Source organism: Agathobaculum sp. TL06 (assembly GCF_054658635.1).
Genome location: NZ_BAAGGY010000018.1, coordinates 32,020 through 47,916 on the forward strand (window position 1 = coordinate 32,020; position 15,897 = coordinate 47,916).

The following is a 15,897-nucleotide window of genomic DNA, read 5'->3' on the forward strand; positions in this document are numbered from 1 at the left end:
GGCGGCATAACCGCCCGCTTTCTGTTTGGGTTCGCATGCCCCCGCTGTGTAGGGGGGAGCTTTTCCCAGACTTCCCTGACGGCAGCCAACCCTGCCACAGTGCGGTTGGCAAGCCGTACTGTGGCAGGGTTGGAAAAAGATTTCGCCCCCCTTTCGGCCGATAAGGGCTTTACTTTTCCGTTGTTTTGTATTATGCTGTTTATAGCAAAAACCAACCGGTAGGATCGGAAAGGAGACAGACATGCTTGACGGCACAAGAAAATTCAGCCTTGTAGACGAGTCCAACAAGGAGATGAAGCGCACGCTGACCGCAGTATATGACGCGCTGAAGGAGAAGGGTTATAACCCGATCAACCAGATCGTAGGCTATCTCCTCTCCGAGGACCCGACGTACATCACCAACCACAATAACGCGCGCAGCCTGATCTGCAAGATCGACCGCGACGAGCTGATGCAGGAGCTGGTGCAGTTCTACCTCGACAACTGAGGGATGGGCTTGACAAACGGTGCAAATCCGTTATAATGAAAATAGAAAAGGGCAGCCCGGCAAAGACGGTTGACCCGCGTTTTACGCTATTTTGAAAAATAACCGCAAACCTTGGTCGGGGGCGGTTATTTTTTTATGGTCTTGACGATTTCAAGAAGGAGCAGCAGCAAAATAATCTGCCGCACACTCTCCATAAAAACCACCTTCTCTGCAGGAGCGTGGCCAACCGCTTTTTCGTCTTGCCGGACCGCTTCCTTCTATGATACACGTCTTTTCACGCTTTGCAAAGCGAAAGGGGATTTATGAACGGTTTTCTCCCGATTTCCAAACAGGATATGCAGGAACGCGGCTGGTTCTACTGCGACTTCCTGCTCGTCACCGGCGACGCCTATGTCGACCACCCCTCGTTCGGCACCGCGATCATTTCGCGTGTGCTCGAGGACGCGGGCTACAGGGTCGCCATCCTCAGCCAGCCGGATTTCCGCGACGAGCGCGACTTCCTCGCCATGGGACGGCCGCGCTACGCGGTGCTCATCAACGGCGGCAACATCGACTCCATGGTTGCGCACTACACCGCGGCCAAAAAGCGCCGCTCGGACGACGCCTACACTCCCGGCGGCAGGGCGGGCAAGCGCCCCGACCGCGCGGTGACCGTTTACGCCATGCTTGCGCGGCGCGCGTTTCCGGAGGTGCCGGTCTACCTCGGCGGCATCGAAGCCAGCCTGCGCCGCTTTGCGCACTATGATTACTGGGCCGACCGCGTGATGCCCTCCATTTTGGAGTCCACGGGCGCAGACGGGCTGATGTACGGCATGAGCGAGCGCTCGGTGCTCGAGCTGGCGCGTAACCTGAAGCACGGCAAAAAGGGCGCGGACGCCTGCGTGGGCGTGCGCGGCACGGCCTATCTGGCGCACGATGCGGAGGGTCTGGCGTTCGACGCGGTTGAATGCCCCTCCTACGAGGATGTGTGCGCGCGCAAGGCGGACTACGCCCGCTCGGTCAAAACGCAGTACGACGAGCAGGACCATGTGCGCGGCAGGGCGATTTTACAGCGCCACGGCAGGCGCGTGATGATCCAGAACCCGCCCTCCCTCCCGCTGACCACCGCGGAGATGGACCATGTGTACGCCCTGCCTTATATGCGCGCCTACCACCCGTCTTATGAGACGCTGGGCGGCGTACCCGCGATTCAGGAGGTGCAGTTCTCCATCATCCACAACCGCGGCTGCTTCGGCGCGTGCAACTTCTGCGCGCTCGCTTTCCATCAGGGGCGGTACATCCAGGCGCGCAGCCACGAGAGCGTGATCGCGGAAGCCAAACAGATCGTGCAGATGCCCGGCTTCAAGGGCTACCTCCACGACGTCGGCGGGCCGACCGCGAATTTCCGCTTCCCTGCCTGCAAGCAGCAGGAGGAGCACGGCCTGTGCAAAAACAAGCGCTGCCTGTTCCCGTCCGCGTGCCAAAACCTCGAAGCCGACCACACGGATTATCTGGGGCTGCTGCGCGAACTGCGCCAGCTTGACGGCGTTAAAAAGGTATTCGTGCGCAGCGGCCTGCGCTATGACTACATGATGGCCGACCGCAACGACACGTTTTTCCGCGAGCTGGTCGAGCACCATATCTCGGGCCAGCTCAAGGTTGCGCCCGAGCATATGAGTGATAACGCTTTGTATTATATGGGCAAACCATCATTTTCTGTATACGAACAGTTCCGCGAGCGGTACGCCCGCATCAACCAGAAGCTGGGCCGCAAGCAGTATCTGGTCCCCTATCTGATGAGCTCCCACCCGGGCGCGACGCTGGACGACGCGATCCTGCTGGCGGAATACCTGAACAGGGTCGGCTATATGCCCGAGCAGGTGCAGGACTTCTACCCCACCCCGGGTACGCTCTCGACCGCGATGTACTACACCGGACTTGACCCGCGCACGATGCAGCCGGTCTATGTGGCCAAAACGCCCGAGGAAAAGGCCATGCAGCGCGCGCTGCTCCAGTGGCGGCGGCCGGACAAGCGGCCGATCGTGCTGGCGGCGCTCAAAAAAGCCGGGCGCGAGGACCTGATCGGCTACGGCAAAGGCTGTCTGATCCGCCCGCACCGCGGCGAGCAGCCGCCTGCGGCGGCGAAAAAGCCCTCCGCCCCGGCGAAAAAGGCCGCGGCCGGCCGTGCGCCCTCCCGCACGGGGGCAGGGCGTCCCGCCGCACCCAAAAAGAAGGGCTGGGCCAAGGCCAAGCGCAAAAAATAAATCCACACCGGCCGTTGACAAACGGCCGGTGTTTTCCTATAATTACATAGCAAGCTACTTATTTCAGGGAGGTATCGCCATGCCGCAGTTCCCGTTCCCGGGCGAGTATCTGAAAATGATCAATATTCATTTCAGCGCGCAGGCAGATGCGGTGCTGCGCCCGCTCGGGCTGACGCTGGCGCAGAGCGACGTGCTGCTGTTCCTCGACCAGCGCGGCGGGGAGGAAACCACCCTGCAGGATATCGCGCGGCATTTCCGGCTCAAGCACCCGACCGTGGTCGGGCTGGTGCGGCGACTGGAGGACAAGGGCTTCCTGACCAGCGCGGTCTCCCCGCGCGACCACCGCTGCCGCGTGCTCCGGCTGACCGAACGCTACGACGAGGTGCGCCGCGTGATGGAACAGACGCGCCTCCGCATGGACGCACGCGCCGTGCGCGGCTTTTCCGACGCGGAGCTGGCGCAGCTCGGGCAGTATCTGGCGCGCGTCTACCACAATGTGTGCGATCCTTAAGCATTTTTTCGCTTATTTATGTAGCGTGCTACTTATTTATCGAGATTACAGGAGGTAATGATATGAGCAAAAATAACGATACGGTATTCCGCGACGCGCCCATCCCCAAGGCGGTTGCACAGATGGCCGTGCCGACCATGCTGAGCATGCTGGTCGTGGTGCTGTACAACATGGTGGACACCTTTTTCGTCGGCCAGACCGGAGACGCGAACCAGGTGGCTGCGGTATCGGTCGCCACGCCGGTGTTCCTCATCCTGATGGCGCTGGGCAACATGTTCGGCATCGGCGGCTCGTCGCTCATCTCGCGCCTGCTGGGCGCGGGCGAGGGCGGGCGCGCCAAACAGGCCTGCGCATTCTGCTGCTACGGCTCGCTTGCGCTGGGCGTGGTGATGATCTTCGTATTCCTGGCCGCGATGCCGTTCATCCTGTCGGTCATCGGCACGAGCGCGAACACGGTGGGCTATGCGTGGGATTATCTGTTCTGGATCTCGCTCGGCGCGCCGTTCATCATCTTTGCCAATGCGTTCTGCAACCTGATCCGCGGCGAGGGCGCGGCGACCGCCTCGATGGTCGGCAACATGATCGGCACGGTGGTAAACATCATCCTCGACCCCATCATGATCCTGTCGCTGGATTGGGGCGTGGCCGGCGCCGCCATCGCCACCGTGATCGGCAACATCTGCGCCTGCGTTTTTTACCTGTGCTACTTCCTGCGCGGCAGGACCGTGCTCTCCATCCGCCCGCGCGATTTTGCCGTGCGCGGCGTGATCGGCAGCGTCGTGGCCATCGGCCTGCCCGCCTCGCTCAACAACATCCTGATGAGCCTGACCAATATCCTGCTCAACAACTTCCTCGCCGCCTACGGGGATAACGCGGTGGCGGGCATGGGCGTGGCGATGAAGGCCAACATGCTGGTGGTATTTGTGCAGCTCGGCCTGGCGATGGGCGTGCAGCCGCTGATCGGCTACGCTTACGGCGCGGTCAACATCAAACGCCTGCGCGGGGTTGTCAATTTCTCGGTCGTCTGCACCACGGTGATGGGCGCGGTCCTGACCGTGGCCTACTACTTCGCCGCGGACCGCATCATCTCGGTGTTCATCAACGACGCGGACGTGATCCAGGCGGGCGTACCCATGCTGCGCGCGCTGATGGTGTCCGCGCCCGTGCTCGGTGTCCTGTTCGTGCTGCAGAATGCCCTGCAGGCCATGGGGCGCGCGGCCGCGTCGCTGGCGCTGGCGGTCAGCCGGCAGGGCTTCGTGTTCGTCCCCTGCCTGTTCCTGTTCAACGCCCTGCTCGGGCTGGACGGCATCATCTTCACCCAGCCGATCGCCGACCTGTTCTCCGTGGTCATGTCGGTGGCGATGTTCGTAATCATCACGCGCAGGCTGGCGCGGCAGGCGCAGACCGCCTGACCCCGCCTGTCCCGTCTTTCTCAAAACCGGACTGCGGTCGCAGTCCGGTTTGCTTTTCCGGCGCTGCGGGCGGCGTACACAGCCCGTTTTCGCCGTTTTTCATAAAAACCCGCCCCTCCGGCGGGATTTCTTTTGCATTGCGCCGCCCGCTTTTTGGTGTTAGAATAGATACTGATAAATTGTGTAAATCTCTCACCAAACGAGGAATGTGTTTATGTGGATTGCGGACAATTGGAAGGATTACGCTGTGCTTGACTGCGGCGGCGGCGAAAAGGCCGAACGCTGGGGCAGTCAAGTGCTGGTGCGGCCGGACCCGCAGGCCATCTGGCCGCGCGAGGCGTCCTGCCGCGCGTGGGACAGGCCCAACGCCATCTACCACCGTTCGAACGCGGGCGGCGGCAGGTGGGAAATCCGCAGCCTGCCCGAGCAGTGGGCCATCCGCTACCGCGAGCTGACGTTCCAGCTCAAGCCCATGAGCTTCAAGCATACCGGCCTGTTCCCCGAGCAGGCCGCCAACTGGGATTTCATTGACCGCATGGTGCGGAACGCGGGCCGGCCGGTCAACGTACTCAACCTGTTCGCCTACACGGGCGGCGCGACGCTCGCGGCCGCGGCGGCGGGCGCATCGGTCTGCCATGTGGACGCCTCCAAGGGGATGGTCCAGTGGGCGCGCGAGAACGCGGCCTCCTCTGGCCTTTCCAACCGCCCGATCCGCTGGATCGTGGACGACTGCAAAAAATTCGTCCAGCGTGAGATCCGGCGCGGCCGCAAATACGACGCGGTCATCATGGACCCGCCGAGCTACGGGCGCGGCCCCTCGGGCGAGACCTGGAAGATCGAGGAGGACGTGGCCGAGTTTGTCGCAATGACGATGAACGTATTGTCGGACAAGCCGCTGTTTGTGCTGATTTCCAGCTATTCCACCGGACTGGCTCCGTCCGTCATGGCCTATCTGCTCGGCATCACGGCGGCCAAACGCGCCGCGGGACGCATCGAGGCGCAGGAGCTTGGCCTGCCGGTCGAAGCGACCGGACTGGTATTGCCGTGCGGGTCGAGCGCGCGGTTTATTGCGGCGGAATAACGGATACGGCTGTATCCAGCGTGTAAAAATACGAACTGTTTCCTGACAGGAGGCATTTGATTTGACAATGGAATTTATAGCAAACCATTTACTGGGTTTTCTAATCATTAGTATCCCGCGTATCTTTAACGCGGCAGTTTTTCTGACCGCGCTGTATTTTGTCATTAAAAAGGCGGTCAAGGACGCGAACAATGAGTCCAACCGCCCGAAATTCTGATTGTTTTAAGGATGAAAAGCTATGTCCGAGATCATCAAAACAGAAAACCTGCAATACGCCTATCCCGCGGAGGAGGGACAGCTTTCCGTACCCGTTCTGAAGGGCGTGGACCTTTCGATCAAGCGCGGCGAATTCGTCGCCGTGCTGGGGCATAACGGCTCGGGCAAGTCCACCCTCGCGGGCTGCTTCAACGCCATCCGTCTGCCGACGGGCGGCGTGTGCTATGTCGATATGATGGACACGCGGGACGAGAGCAACACCTATGAGGTGCGAAAGACCGTCTCCATGGTGTTCCAGAATCCGGACAACCAGCTTGTCGCCACGGTCGTGGAGGAGGACGTTGCGTTCGCGCTCGAAAACATGGGCGTGCCGCCCGCCGAGATCCGCAAACGGGTGGACGAGGCGCTCCGCGCGGTCGGCATGTACGAATACCGCAAGCAGGCGCCGCACCGCCTGTCCGGCGGGCAGAAGCAGCGCGTGGCCATCGCGGGCGTGATTGCCATGATGCCGCGCTGCGTGGTGCTTGACGAGCCCACCGCCATGCTCGACCCGCAGGGGCGGCGCGAGGTCATGGCGGTCGTGCGCGAGCTGAACCGCCAGTACGGCATCACGGTCATCCTGATCACGCACCACATGGACGAGGCCGTGCAGGCGCAGCGCGTGGTGGTCATGCATCAGGGAAACGTGCTGATGGACGGTACGCCGCGCGAAATCTTTACGCAGGTGGACACGCTGCGCGCCGCGTCGCTCACCGTGCCGCAGACCATTGAGGTGCTGTACAGCCTCGACCGGCAGGACGGCGAAGCCTTGCCGATCGACGCGCTTTCCATCGGTGAATGCGCGGATACCCTGGAACAGTATCTGGCATAGCGGCCGGGCGCGCCGCACGCCTTTCACCCCCGCACATCAATCCATATGGGAGGAGAACCCATTGTCAACGATTCTTGAAACACGGGGCCTGACCTACGTTTACGGGGCAGGCACCCCCTTTGAGCGCACCGCGCTCGACCATGTTGACCTGAAAATACAAAAGGGCGAGATCCTCGGCGTGATCGGCCACACCGGTTCGGGCAAGTCCACCCTGATCCAGCATTTCAACGGCCTTCTGAGGCCCGCCTCGGGCGAGGTACTGCTGGATGGACAGCCCATCTGGAACGAAAAGGGCAAATGCGCGCGCGAAACCCGTTTCCGCGTCGGCCTGGTGTTCCAGTATCCGGAATACCAGCTTTTCGAGGAGACGATCGCCCGAGATATCGCCTACGGTCCGACCAACATGAAGCTGCCGCAGGAGGAGGTCGACGAGCGCGTGCGCGAATCCATGGCCGCGGTCGGGCTGGACGCCGGCCTTGCCGACCAGTCCCCGTTCGCGCTGTCCGGCGGCCAGAAGCGCCGCGTCGCCATCGCGGGCGTAATTGCCATGCGTCCGGACGTGCTCGTGCTGGACGAGCCGACCGCCGGCCTCGACCCTGCCGGACGGGATGAGATCCTCGGCCTTGTCAAGCGGTACCACGACCAGTCCGGCGCGACCGTGCTGATCGTTTCACACTCCATGGAGGACATCGCCCGTCTGGCCGACCGCCTGCTCGTGATGAACCACGCGAAGGTCCTGTTCTGCGACACCCCGCGCGAGGTATTCTCCCACGCGGAGGAGATCGTCGCGGCCGGTCTCGACATCCCCATGATTACCAAGGTCATGCTCGAGCTGAAGAAACGCGGGCATGCCGTGGACACCTCGGTATTCACCGTCGCGCAGGCCCTGGAAGCGCTGCGCGCCTGCAAGCGGAAGGAGGCGGCGCACTGATGCTCAAGGACATTACCATCGGCCAGTTTTTCCCCGGCGACAGCGCGGTACACCGGCTCGACCCGCGCGTTAAAATCGTATTGACGGTCGTGTTCATCATCGCACTGTTCCTGGCGGGCGGTCCGGTTTCCTATGCGGTCGTGATCGCTTTCCTTGCCGTGGTCATCGGCATTTCCGGCATTTCGCCTCGTCTTGTCGTGCGCGGGCTGCGGCCGGTCCTGTTCATCATCGCGTTCACCGCGGTGCTCAACCTGTTCTACACGCCCAGCGCCACGGGCGAATATCTGTGGCAGTGGGGCTTCCTGCATATCTCCTGGGAGGGCGTCAAGGTCGCGTTCTTCATGGTGTTGCGCCTGATGCTGCTCATCATCGCGACCTCCATGCTGACTTATACCACCTCCCCCATCCAGTTGACCGACGGGCTGGAGCGCCTGCTCTCGCCGCTGAAAAAGCTGCACGCGCCCGTGCATGAGCTTTCCATGATGATGTCGATCGCGCTGCGCTTCATCCCGACGCTGATCGAGGAGACCGAAAAGATCATTTCCGCCCAGAAGGCGCGCGGCGCGGATTTTGATTCCGGCAACCTGATCCAGCGCGCCAGGGCGATGATCCCCATTCTGGTGCCGCTGTTCATCTCAGCGTTCCGCCGCGCGGACGAGCTGGCCACTGCGATGGAGTGCCGCCTGTACCGCGGCGATGTGGGGCGCACGCGCATGAAGCAGCTCCATATCGAACGCGTGGATATCTGCGCGTGCGTTATTTTCGCGGTTGTGATCGGCGCGGTGATCGCGCTGGGGCGGTACGGCCTATGAACATCGCGCTTGTCCTCTCCTATGACGGGACGAACTACAACGGCTGGCAGATTCAGAAAAACGGCCCCTCCATCCAGGAGAGCATGGAAACCGCGGTCTTCCGTCTGCTCGGCCAGAAGGCGCATGTTTCCGGCGTGGGGCGCACGGACTCCGGCGTGCATGCGCGCCGGTATGTCGCAAGCTTTCGGGCGGACTGCACCATCCCGATGGCGCGCCTGCCCTATGCGCTGAACAGCTTCCTGCCCGATGATATCGCGGTTTCCGGCGCGGCCGCCGTTCCGGAGGCGTTCGACGCCCGCTTTGACTGCACCAAAAAGGAATATGCGTACTATATCTATCCCTCGGCCCTGCGCGACCCGTTCCATGCCCGCTACGCCTACCGCTACCACTACCCGCTCGACCTTGCGAAAATGCAGCAGGGCGCGCAGCGCTTTGTCGGCAGGCAGGACTTCGCTGCCGTGCGCAGCCAGGGTACGCCGGTCAAAAGCACGGTGCGCACCGTGTTCTGGTGCGAGGTTGAGCCGGTGGGCGAGCTCATCCGCATCCGCGTCTGCGGCGACGGGTTCCTGTACAACATGGTGCGCGCCATCGCAGGCACGCTGGCCTATGTGGGCGGCGGAAAGCTGACGCCGGACGACGTCACCGCGATCCTGCGGTCGGGCGACCGAGAGCAGGCCGGTCCCACCCTGCCCGCGAACGGGCTGTTCATGAACCGCCTGTGGTACGAGCATACCCCCGCGCTCGACCCATTCCAGCTCGGAAGCTGAACCCGTTTTTATGCGGCCCGTTCCATATACGCCCGATAATTTAATTTTTATTCACATTTTTATCCCCAAAACGCGATACAATGAGGAGGCGGAAGCATTTGACCCAAAAGACCAGGAAAACAAAACAAAATATCATCCGTTTCCCGTCCTCCAAAAAAGAACGGCGCAGGCTGCTGCTCGAAAGCAAGGATATCCGTGTGCGCATTGTCACCACGCTGCGCACCGCCTGCGGCTGGCTGCTTGTGATCGCGGTTTTCCTGTTCCTGCTTTCCAATTACCGGCTTTTCACGCCCGCTTCCATCCAAAGCCTTGCCAGCTACGCAATCGCGGGCCTGCGGGAGCATGAGGGCGACGCGACCACAATCGCCTATGAAAACGGCTCGTTTTCCGATGCGGCGCTGTTTGAATCCGGTCTGGCCTATGCGGACAGCGATTCCCTGTTCCTTGCCAAGCCCGGCGGCCTGGTAACGCTGCGGCAGACGCTCGGCTATACCGCCCCCGTGGTGGAGGCCTGCGACGATTACGTTCTCGCCTTTGACCGCGGCGGCACGAAAGCCGTGCTGACCAATTCGGTCTCCGCTGCTGCGGAGCTGGAGCTGACCTCCCCGATCATCACCGGCAGCATTGCCGAAAACGGCCATTTTGCGCTCGTTACAGACGAGCAGGGCTACCGCACCGCGGCGGCCGTATATGATACCAGCGGCAAAGAGGTTTTCAAATACCAATCCTCGGAATACTATATCGTATCGGCCGCGCTCTCGCCGGATGGCAAAACGCTCGCCGCGCTGGCCTTCCGGCAGGACGGGGTCATGCTCGACTCCCACCTGCTGCTTTACACCGTTTCCAGCGGCGAGCTGGCTGCGGATGCGGTGCTGGAGGGGACGCTCGGCATCGACGTCCGCTTCCTGTCCAACGGCACAGCCGCCATCCTGGCGGATGACGGGCTTTACCTGGCCGACCGGAAAGGCGGGGCCGAGCATGTACTGACCTTTGTTTCCAGCGACCTGCTCGCCTTTTCCATGCAGAACGGCGCGGTGGTGCTCGCCACCCGCTCCTATTCCGGCGGCGCGCGCAGCGACCTGTATACCGTACAGGAGGACGGCGTACTGAACGGCCCCTTCTCCCTGCCCGAGGAGCCGTCCGCGGTCTCCCTGTCAAACGCGGGCTTTGCCGTGCTCACCTCCTCCGGCGTATCGGTATATGACAGCAGCGCCGCCCCGCTCTGGCATAACAGCGAGGCTGTCGGCGCGCGCCGTGTGCTGCTGACGGACGACGGCACCCTGTTCGCCCTGTACGCCAAAAACACGCGGCTGTTTACCGCGCATTCTGAACAATCCGAGGATATCTCCCATGCAAGCTGATCTATTGTTAGACCTGCTCAAGGGGCTGCTCAACCTGCCGGACCTCGTCATTCTCGCAGTGGTGCTGATCTGTATGGTTCTGGGCTTCCGGCGCGGCTTCTTCGGCTCGCTGTACGGCCTGGTCGGCAAGCTCATTGCCCTGGCCGCGGCGTTCTTTGCCGCGCGCGCCGCCGCCCCGATTGTTGCCAAGTGGGTCGTAACCCCCATTGTGGGCGATATTTTTCAAAACCAGGCCGCGCTGGGCGAGGCCGCCGGTCTGCTCGACGGACTGCGCCAAACCGTGACCGAGGCCGCGACCAGCATGGCCGAAAGCATCGCTTTTCTGCTGCTGCTTCTGCTGTGCGCGATCCTGTTCGGCTGGATCATCAGCTTTGCGGCCAAAAGCCTGCACTTTATCGCCCACCTGACGCCGCTCGGCATTCTGGATTCGCTCGCCGGCGGCATTGTCGGCGCCGTGACCGGCCTTGTGCTGGTTGCCCTGCTGCTGCTCGGCATCGAGTGGTTTTTCCCCATCACCTACTCCTCGCTCGGCTGTCTTTCACCTGAGCGGGTGTCAAATACCCTGCTGCTGGCAAAACTGATGGATATACTGCCGGTGGCGATCTAACCGCGCCCCCTACTTCCGAAAAGGAGATTTCACATTATGAACATGCCAATGTGCTCGCGATGCAAAAAAAATATCGCGGTCGTCTTCATCACCAAGATCGAAGGGCCGGACAAAACGACCCAGGAGGGCCTGTGCCTGAAATGCGCGCGCGAGCTGGGCGTCAAGCCGCTCGACAATATCATGGAGCAAATGGGCATCACCGAGGACGACCTCGAGGCCCTTTCGGGCGAGATCGGCTCGCTGTCCGACCTGAACGACCTGGTGCCTGCCGGCTCGGACGGGTCGGACGACGACGCGCCGCATGAAACCGACCCTGCGGCGCCGGTCCCGTCCTCCCCCGCTTCGCCTCTGCCGCCGCAGACGCCGCTGCGCGACAGCGCGCGCACGCGCACCCAGGCGCCCCCGCGCGAGGATAAAAAGCGCAAATACCTGAACAACTACTGTGAAAACCTGACGCGCAAGGCTGCCGAGGGCCGCATCGACCATATCGTCGGCCGCGACCGCGAAACCGACCGTGTGATCCAGATCCTCAACCGCCGCCAGAAGAACAACCCCTGCCTGATCGGCGAGCCCGGCGTGGGCAAGACCGCCGTGGCCGAAGGGCTGGCGGTGCGCATCAACGAGGGCAAGGTGCCGTTCAAGATGCGGAACAAGGAGATCCACCTGCTCGATCTGACCGCGCTCGTCGCGGGTACGCAGTTCCGCGGGCAGTTTGAGAGCCGCATGAAAGGCCTGATCGACGAGGTGAAAAAGCTCGGCAACATCATCCTGGTGATCGACGAGGTGCATAACATCGTCGGCGCGGGGGATTCCGAAGGCTCGATGAACGCGGCAAACATCCTCAAGCCCGCGCTCGCGCGCGGCGATATCCAGGTTATCGGCGCGACCACACTCAAGGAATATCGCAAGTATATTGAAAAGGACGCCGCGCTCGAGCGCCGCTTCCAGCCGGTGTATATCGGCGAGCCGTCGGTCGCGGAAACCACCGAAATCCTCAAGGGCATCCGCACCTATTACGAAACCTTCCACGGCGTGACCGTGTCCGACGAGATGTGCCGCCGCGCCGCCGAGATGAGCGAGCGCTATATCACCGACCGTTTCCTGCCCGACAAGGCCATTGACCTGATCGACGAAGCCTGCTCGCGCCTCAATCTGGACTCCCCGCAGCTTTCCGAAATCCCCGCGCTCCAGGCGGAGCTGGAAAGCCTGCAGACCCAGCTCGACCTGCTGACCCAGTCCAGCGCGCGCACCGAGCAGGAGGACACCTACGCCCGCATCGCCGCCTGCCGCCAGCGTCTGCTGCAGGTGGAGGGCCGGCTGCACGAGCTGCTGACCCAGCCCGCCCCGGCGGTTGACGAGCAGCTCCTCGCCTCAGTCATTGAGATCTGGACCGGCATTCCGGCCTCCAAGGTTGCAGCGCAGGAATCCGCGCGGCTGCGGGATATGGAGAGCCGTCTCAAATCGCATGTGATCGGCCAGGACGAGGCCGTGGACGCGGTCTGCGCGTCCATCCGCCGCTCGCGCGCGGGCATCAGCCCCAAGCGCAAGCCCGCGTCCTTCCTGTTTGTCGGGCCGACCGGCGTGGGCAAAACCGAGCTGGTCAAACAGCTCGCGCTCGACCTGTTCGACTCGCCGGACGCGCTGGTGCGGCTGGATATGTCGGAATATATGGAAAAGCACACGGTTTCCCGCCTGATCGGTTCGCCCCCGGGCTATGTCGGCTATGACGAGGCCGGACAGCTGACCGAAAAGATCCGCCGCCGCCCGTACTCGGTCGTGCTGTTCGACGAGATCGAAAAAGCGCACCCCGATGTGCTCAACGCCCTGCTGCAGATCCTTGACGACGGCCGCCTGACCGACGCGCAGGGCCGCGTGGTGAGTTTTGAAAACACGGTGATCGTCATGACCTCGAACGCCGGCTCCGCGACCGGCGGCACGCCCGCGGGCTTCGGCCGCACGGTATCCCAGCAGAGCAAGGAGCGCGCGATGAAGGCGCTGGAGGATATCATGCGCCCCGAATTCCTCAACCGTATCGACGAGATCATTGCGTTCAACCAGCTCACAAACGCCGATTTCCGCCGCATCGCCACCATTATGCTGGGCGAGCTGCGCGATACGCTGGCGGGCAGGCAGCTTCGCCTGACCTGGGACGACACGCTGCTCGACTACCTGACCGAAAAGTCGTTCTCCCTCAAGTTCGGCGCGCGCAACCTGCGCCGCCTGATCGAAAAGGAGATCGAGAACCCGCTTGCGACCGCGATCGTCACAGGCGAGCGCCCGCTTTCCGGCGCATACCTGCACGCCGCGGACGGGAAGCTGGTACTGGATACTATCTGACCCCCTCAAAAAAACGACAGCCGGACGGCGCTTCCGTCCGGCTGTTTTTGCATCCCGTGCAAACGCTGAAAAAATCCCTTCTTTCCGGGGAACAAACCGCGCCTGCGGTGCATCTTAATAGTGTCCGGACAACGGAGACGAGGTGAAACGATGGAAATGATATTAACTGGTATGCAGGAGGATGCGCGCGAGCGGTTTGCCGCTGCAGTGACCGCACACCGGCACGCTATGTACCGCGCGGCGCGCGCCCTGCTCGACAGCGACGCGGACGCGGAGGACGCGGTCAGCGAAGCGACCTTACGCGCGTGGCAGGCCTTCGGGCGGCTGCGTGAGGAACGGGCGCTCAAGGGCTGGCTCATCAAGATCACGGTCAACTGCGCCTACGAGCATCGCCGCAAGGGCGCGCGCGTGACCTATACCGACGACCTCGAGCCGCTCGCGGGCGGTGCGGAGGACCGGCACGACCTCGGCCTGTGGGACGCGGTCTGCCGTCTGCCGGAGGATCATCGGATCGCGACCGTGCTGTTCTATTACGAAGATATGACCACCGCCGAGATCGCCAAAACGCTCGGCGTGCGCGAAGGCACGGTGCGCAGCCGCCTTTCCCGCGCAAGGAGCCGTCTGCGCACGCTGTTAGAGGAGGAATAGACCATGACGTTTGACGAAAAACTGAAAGCGCGCGCCGCGCGGGAGGACTGCCCCACGCCCGACGGCTTTGACAGCCGTATGGACGCGCTGCTCGATACTCTGCCCGCACGGACAACACAGCCCACGAAAAAGCGCCGCCCGCTCCGCATGGCCGTGTGCATCGCCGCGGCAGCGGCGCTGGTCGTGGGCGCTTCGGCGGCCGCGCCCGCCATGCTGGAAATGACGCGGAACGCGATCGACTACTTCAGCGGGAGCGGCAGTTCGGAATACGCCGCCGACCAGGCACAATATGAAGCCTACAACGCCGCGGTCGGCGCGAGCCAGACTGTGAACGGCGTGACGCTGACCATCGACAACATCGCGGTGGACGACAGCTATATGACCGTTTTCTACACCATGACGGGCGAAGCCCCACTCGAGCGGCTGGAGGGCGACGAGCCGGAAAGCTGGCTGGCCAAGTGGTCCTCGCCCATATTCCTGGCCATGGTGGATGGCAAAATGCTGGATACCAGCGGATCGATCGACAACGAGGCCTATTTCGTTGACGACTGCACGCTAAAAGGCATGCACCGGCTGGCACTCAAGGAAGCACTGCCCAACCAGTTTGACCTGCTGCTGTACACCGGCGACGTCGTCAATAGCCCAGAGGATGGGGATTTCCAATTTGCACTGGCAGTCGACAAGAGCACGGTGGACAGCCTGACGGTCGAGCCAAAGCAGGACTTCACTGTACGCCTCTCCCATACGGATGAGATGGGCAATCCCTATACGATAGAACGCACCCCGCGCATCGAGCGTGTGTCGGTCTCCCCGCTCAGCTCGTCCATCACGCTCAGCGAACGCGTATCCGGCGACAATATGCCGTGGGACAGCTTCGTCCTGCGCGACAACAAGGGCAATTATCTGCCCCTCATCGGCGGCGGGCTGACCGCCAGCGGATTCGGCCGGTCGGTCAACCAGTTCGAATTCATCGGCGCGGATGAAACGACAAAGTCGGTCACAATTATCCCGTTCAAATGGAGCTATCACTACCACGAGGTACAGGGCGCGCTGGACGCGCTGCCGCTGACCGACGCGGGTCGAAACGGCCTGACGCTCGAAACGCTGGAGATCGGCGCGGACAAGGCGGTCGCCACCTTCTCCACCCGCGGCGTGACCTGGCAGGAAAACGGTCAGTTCAGCCTGACCGACGCGGACGGGAACCGTCTGGCGTTCAACCATAACGCTTACTTTGACAGCTACACCGACCGTGAGACTGGGAACATCATCGCCACCCTGTATTACCCCGGCATAACCGCAGAGGAGCTTGCCAGAGTCGCCGGCGTGTCCTTCTGGCAGCCGGACGACGATATGGATCTGCTCGAAGAGCAGGCCGTCACGATCGATCTGCAGTAAAAGCCATACACAATAAAAGAGCCTCAAAAGAGGCTCTTTTATTGTGCTGCCGCACGATATGAAAAAAGATGCAGAAAATAGTATTGACAAAATCGCTGATAATTGGTATACTATTTAAGCGTCAGAAAAACCCGCGGGTGTAGTTCAATGGTAGAATGTCAGCCTTCCAAGCTGAACACGTGGGTTCGATTCCCATCACCCGCTCCATTTCCTTTCCC

15 protein-coding genes and 1 tRNA gene are annotated in these 15,897 nt (G+C 62.1%); all 16 read left to right on the top strand.

Features of this window, described 5'->3' with window-relative positions; all coding sequences use genetic code 11:
* Positions 1-241 precede the first annotated feature (241 nt).
* Complete coding sequence (locus tag ACYQ3S_RS11500) at positions 242-487, top strand: IreB family regulatory phosphoprotein (RefSeq protein ID WP_031475480.1); 246 nt, start codon at positions 242-244, stop codon at positions 485-487.
* A 302-nt stretch (positions 488-789) separates the two neighbouring features.
* Complete coding sequence (locus ACYQ3S_RS11505) at positions 790-2,730, top strand: YgiQ family radical SAM protein (protein WP_459689257.1); 1,941 nt, start codon at positions 790-792, stop codon at positions 2,728-2,730.
* Positions 2,731-2,809: 79 nt separating this feature from the next.
* Positions 2,810-3,241, top strand: coding sequence for a MarR family winged helix-turn-helix transcriptional regulator (locus ACYQ3S_RS11510; protein ID WP_459689258.1), 432 nt, complete (start codon positions 2,810-2,812; stop codon positions 3,239-3,241).
* A 62-nt stretch (positions 3,242-3,303) separates the two neighbouring features.
* Positions 3,304-4,653 carry an MATE family efflux transporter gene (locus tag ACYQ3S_RS11515; protein ID WP_459689259.1) on the top strand — a complete coding sequence of 450 codons (1,350 nt, stop codon included), beginning with the start codon at positions 3,304-3,306 and terminating at the stop codon, positions 4,651-4,653.
* A gap of 214 nt (positions 4,654-4,867) precedes the next feature.
* Positions 4,868-5,734, top strand: a complete 867-nt coding sequence (locus ACYQ3S_RS11520) for a class I SAM-dependent methyltransferase (protein ID WP_459689261.1) — start codon at positions 4,868-4,870, stop codon at positions 5,732-5,734.
* 67 nt (positions 5,735-5,801) lie between these two features.
* Positions 5,802-5,951: a hypothetical protein gene (locus tag ACYQ3S_RS11525; protein WP_459689262.1), complete on the top strand. Its 150-nt coding sequence runs from the start codon at positions 5,802-5,804 to the stop codon at positions 5,949-5,951.
* A 21-nt stretch (positions 5,952-5,972) separates the two neighbouring features.
* Complete coding sequence (locus tag ACYQ3S_RS11530) at positions 5,973-6,821, top strand: energy-coupling factor transporter ATPase (RefSeq protein WP_459689263.1); 849 nt, start codon at positions 5,973-5,975, stop codon at positions 6,819-6,821.
* Positions 6,822-6,882: 61 nt separating this feature from the next.
* Entirely contained in the window at positions 6,883-7,752 is an 870-nt protein-coding gene (locus tag ACYQ3S_RS11535; protein ID WP_459689265.1) for an energy-coupling factor transporter ATPase, read from the top strand.
* Positions 7,752-8,564, top strand: coding sequence for an energy-coupling factor transporter transmembrane component T family protein (locus ACYQ3S_RS11540; protein ID WP_459689266.1), 813 nt, complete (start codon positions 7,752-7,754; stop codon positions 8,562-8,564). Before ACYQ3S_RS11535 ends, ACYQ3S_RS11540 begins: the two co-directional genes overlap by 1 nt.
* A complete protein-coding gene (truA, locus tag ACYQ3S_RS11545) occupies positions 8,561-9,331 on the top strand; it encodes a tRNA pseudouridine(38-40) synthase TruA (protein WP_459689268.1) in 771 nt (256 codons plus the stop codon). The genes ACYQ3S_RS11540 and truA overlap by 4 nt, the downstream gene beginning before the upstream one ends.
* A gap of 98 nt (positions 9,332-9,429) precedes the next feature.
* Positions 9,430-10,692 (top strand): DUF5711 family protein, encoded by a 1,263-nt coding sequence (locus ACYQ3S_RS11550; protein ID WP_459689270.1) that lies wholly within the window; start codon positions 9,430-9,432, stop codon positions 10,690-10,692.
* The gene (locus tag ACYQ3S_RS11555) at positions 10,682-11,299 is read left to right on the top strand and encodes a CvpA family protein (protein WP_459689271.1); all 618 of its coding nucleotides are present in this window, start codon (positions 10,682-10,684) and stop codon (positions 11,297-11,299) included. The genes ACYQ3S_RS11550 and ACYQ3S_RS11555 overlap by 11 nt, the downstream gene beginning before the upstream one ends.
* Positions 11,300-11,335: 36 nt before the next feature.
* A complete protein-coding gene (locus tag ACYQ3S_RS11560) occupies positions 11,336-13,636 on the top strand; it encodes an ATP-dependent Clp protease ATP-binding subunit (RefSeq protein WP_459689273.1) in 2,301 nt (766 codons plus the stop codon).
* A 150-nt stretch (positions 13,637-13,786) separates the two neighbouring features.
* Positions 13,787-14,284, top strand: coding sequence for an RNA polymerase sigma factor (locus ACYQ3S_RS11565; RefSeq protein WP_459689275.1), 498 nt, complete (start codon positions 13,787-13,789; stop codon positions 14,282-14,284).
* Positions 14,285-14,287: 3 nt separating this feature from the next.
* Positions 14,288-15,679: a DUF4179 domain-containing protein gene (locus ACYQ3S_RS11570; RefSeq protein ID WP_459689276.1), complete on the top strand. Its 1,392-nt coding sequence runs from the start codon at positions 14,288-14,290 to the stop codon at positions 15,677-15,679.
* A gap of 133 nt (positions 15,680-15,812) precedes the next feature.
* Positions 15,813-15,886, top strand: a tRNA-Gly gene (locus tag ACYQ3S_RS11575).
* Positions 15,887-15,897 lie beyond the last annotated feature (11 nt).